1 protein-coding gene is annotated in these 2,225 nt (G+C 61.8%); it reads left to right on the forward strand.

The features are described 5' to 3' along the window. The coding region (locus Q0349_RS06100; RefSeq protein WP_298079987.1) for a tetratricopeptide repeat protein at window positions 1-1,978 on the forward strand (1,978 nt) is incomplete at its 5' end. Window positions 1,979-2,225 lie beyond the last annotated feature (247 nt).

Raw genomic sequence — 2,225 nt, forward strand, 5'->3', positions numbered from 1 at the left:
ATTTCCGGCATTGCAGGCGGGGAAAGAAACGCTACCCTGGCAGCAGGCATTTGCCGCGCATCAGGCGGGCGATCGTTTGACAGCGTTTGCGCAAATGAATGCGTTGGCAAAAAGTGGTGATGCCGATGCCTGTTATTTGCTGGCTTTGATGTATATGGATGGGGAAATTATCCGCAAGGATGGCACGGAAGGGATGCTGTATCGCGCGAAAGGAATGGGGCATATGCCGGCACATTGGTGCGAGATGCAAATGTTTTATTGGCTTGATATTGCCAGTAATAGTGAATTTGGCACCTGGAAGGGCAAGTTTGCGCGCAAGGATTTGCCTGAGCTTGCCCATGCCGGTTATGTCCCGGCGCAGAATTTTTTGGGTTGTCTCTATCACCAGGATAAGGATAGTGCGAGTGGTTTGGCACCCAATCCGGCAAAGGCACGGGAATGGTTTGCCAAAGCGGCAGCGCAAAATGATGCAACAGGGCAATACAATCTCGCCCTGGCATTTGAAACGGGCAACGGCGGTCCGTGCGATTTGTCGCAAGCGCGCGCCTTTTATGAAAAAGCCGCCGCGCAGGGTTTTACCCCGGCGCAATGGCGTCTCGGTTGGCTGTATGCGCAGGGGCGGGGTGTCGCCCATGATGCGACGCAGGCGCGGGCGTGGTTTGAGAAAGCCGCGGCGCAAGGCGATGCGGATGCGCAAAACGCGCTTGGTTTGCAGGCACTGCTGCATGATGAAGACGTTACGCAGGCGTTTGTCTGGTTTACGCAAGCGGCGGCGCAGGGTTTGGCGGCAGCGCAAAACAATCTCGCTGTTTTAAGCGAAGGCACGGCGCAGCGCGATGGACTGCTCCAGGCGGCGGGCCAGGGCGAGCCGCTGGCGTGGTTTAATCTCGGTGTACTGGACACGCGCGGCGATGATTGGGCGCAGGCGCGGTTGCATTATGCGCAGGCGGCGCTGCGCGGCGTCTCCGTAGCGCAGGAGCAGTATTTGCCGCTGGTGGATGCGGATGCGAATATCCCGTCAGAGGCGATGCGGCAGGCGTTGGCGGACTGGCGGGCGGGTGATTGCCGCCAGGCGCGGGCGGCGGTGCAGCAGGCGGCCAGGTTGCGGCGGCTGCCGGGAAAAGGCATTAACGCAGGCGCGGGGGAGGTGTGGGCGCAGTTTTGCCTCGCTTGTATTTACGACGATAACAATGTTTTTCTGCGTGATGCGGCGCAGGCGGTGCAATGGTTTACGCGGGCAGCGGCGGGTGGCAACAGCCGTGCGCAATTCCATCTTGGCCGCTACTATCACGATGCGGTGCGCAATATGCCGGACAGCTACCGCGACCGTGCGGGCGTCATCCAGGCTTACGACCAGGCGCGTCTGTGGCTGGTGCAGGCGGCGTTACAGGGTGACCGTGCGGCGCAGCGGGCGCTTGCCATCATGCTAGAGAAGCGTGATTACGGCGCGCCGGATGCCGCACTGGCAGCGTATTGGCGCGAGCTGGCGGAACAATCGCCCGCACCCCCTGCCGACCCGCCCGGTTCGGTGTGGTACGACATCCAGCAGGCGGTGGCGTGGTTCGCGCAGCGCGGTCTCACCGCAGGCAAACCGTATGCAGAAGCGGCACGGCAGGGCAATGCGGTGGCGCAATATTGGCTTGGCGTGGCAGTGCAATATGGCGATGGCGTCCCGCAGAGTTTCGCCCGCGCCTTCCAGTGGTATGAGCGCGCGGCAAAGCAGGATTGCGCCCCGGCGCAGGTCGCCCTGGGCTTCCTCCTCGAATACGGCAAGGGCGTCGCGGCCAACGCGGCACAGGCGCGGCAGTGGTATGAATTGGCGGCGCAGCAGGGTTATACCGCCGCGCAATACCGCCTGGGTCTGCTCTACCGTGATGGCGCGGGCGTGCCGCAGGACATGGCAAAAGCGCGCGCATACTTGACGCTGGCGGCGGTGCAGGACGATGCGGCGGCACAGCGGGCGTTGGCGGGATTATAGATGTCCATGAAGGGCGCACACGCCGCAAGGTAAAAATGACCGTTTGGACAAAAAGCCGGGACAATTCCCGGCTTTTTTACGCCCCGCCTTCAGTAATGGCCCGTCACCTTCCGCCATCCGCCGCGACGGCGCGCGATACCCGTGCCGGGCGCGCGGGTCTCATTGACGTGCTAAACTACCGTTCCCAATCGAAAAAACGAAAGGAGCCAAAAACATGACACACCGCACCGCCCTCTGGGCATTCCTC

Origin of the sequence: uncultured Cardiobacterium sp. (genome assembly GCF_938028185.1) — a bacterium.
In the GTDB taxonomy this organism is placed as follows: Bacteria; Pseudomonadota; Gammaproteobacteria; order Cardiobacteriales; family Cardiobacteriaceae; genus Cardiobacterium.